Source organism: Burkholderia sp. MSMB1078WGS (assembly GCF_001528895.1).
Taxonomy (GTDB): domain Bacteria; phylum Pseudomonadota; class Gammaproteobacteria; order Burkholderiales; family Burkholderiaceae; genus Burkholderia.
Genome location: NZ_LPDI01000115.1, coordinates 1 through 1,571 on the forward strand (window position 1 = coordinate 1; position 1,571 = coordinate 1,571).

The window sequence follows — 1,571 nt, forward strand, 5'->3', positions numbered from 1 at the left end:
TTACATGTTCGGGTAATTCGGCCCGCCGCCGCCTTCGGGCGTGACCCACACGATGTTCTGCGTCGGGTCCTTGATGTCGCAGGTCTTGCAGTGCACGCAGTTCTGCGCGTTGATCACCAACCGATCGCTGCCGTCGTCGTTCTTCACGAACTCGTACACCGCCGCCGGGCAGAACCGCGCCTCCGGCCCCGCGTACGTGCGCAGGTTCACGTTCACCGGCACGCTCGCGTCCTTCAGCGTCAGGTGCGCCGGCTGGTTCTCCTCGTGGTTCGTGTTCGAGATGAACACCGACGACAGCCGATCGAACGTCAGCTTGCCGTCCGGCTTCGGATACGCGATCGGCTCGCACTGCGACGCCGGCTTCAGCATCTCGTGGTCCGCATGCTGGTGGTGCAGCGTCCACGGCACGTTGCCGCCCATCACCTTCTGCTCGATACCCACCATCAGCGTGCCCAGGTACAGCCCCTTGGCCATCCACTGCTTGAAGTTGCGCGCGCGGTACAGCTCCGTGTACAGCCACGATTGCTTGAACGCGTCCGGGTACGCATTGAGTTCGTCGCTCTGACGGCCGGCCTGCACCGCGTCGAATGCGGCGTCGGCCGCCAGCATCCCGGTCTTGATTGCCGCGTGGCTGCCCTTGATCCGCGATGCGTTCAAAAAGCCCGCGTCGTCGCCGATCAGCGCGCCGCCCGGGAACACCGTCTTCGGCAACGACAGCAGGCCGCCGGCCGTGATCGCGCGCGCGCCGTACGACACGCGCTTGCCGCCTTCGAGGAACGCGCGGATCGACGGATGCGTCTTGTAGCGCTGGAATTCCTCGAACGGCGACAGGTACGGGTTCGTGTAGCCCAGGCCCACGACGAAGCCGACCACGACCTGGTTGTTGTCCATGTGATACAGGAACGAGCCGCCGTACGTATCCGACTTCAGCGGCCAGCCGGCCGTGTGGATCACGAGGCCCGGCTTGTGCTTGGCGGGATCGATTTCCCACAGTTCCTTGATGCCGATCCCGTACGCCTGCGGATCGGCGTTCGCGTCGAGCTTGAATTTCGTGATCAGCTGACGGCCGAGATGCCCGCGGCAGCCTTCGGCGAACAGCGTGTACTTCGCGTGCAGCTCCATGCCGAGCTGGAAGTTCTCGGTCGGCTCGCCGTCCTTGCCCACGCCCATGTTGCCGGTCGCGACGCCCTTCACCGAGCCGTCGTCGTTGTAGAGAATTTCCGCAGCGGGGAAGCCCGGGAAGATCTCCACGCCGAGCGCCTCGGCCTGCTGGCCGAGCCAGCGGGTCACGTTGCCCAACGAAATCACGTAGTTGCCGTGGTTCTTGAAGTTGTCCGGCAGCGCCCAGTTCGGCGTGGTCACTGCGCTTTTCTCGGACAGGAACAGGAAGCGGTCTTCCGTGACCTCGACATCGAGCGGTGCGCCGCGCTCCTTCCAGTCGGGGAACAGCTCGGTGATCGCGCGCGGGTCCATCACCGCGCCCGACAGGATGTGCGCGCCGATCTCGGAACCCTTCTCGAGCACGCACACGCCGATCTCGGCGCCTTTCTCGGCGGCCAGTTGCTTGAGCC

General features: G+C 65.1%; 1 protein-coding gene. It reads right to left on the reverse strand.

What is annotated here, in order from left to right; all coding sequences use genetic code 11:
- Window positions 1-1,571 (reverse strand): electron transfer flavoprotein-ubiquinone oxidoreductase (locus WT24_RS31325; RefSeq protein WP_060037143.1); only part of this gene is annotated, 1,571 nt, incomplete at its 5' end.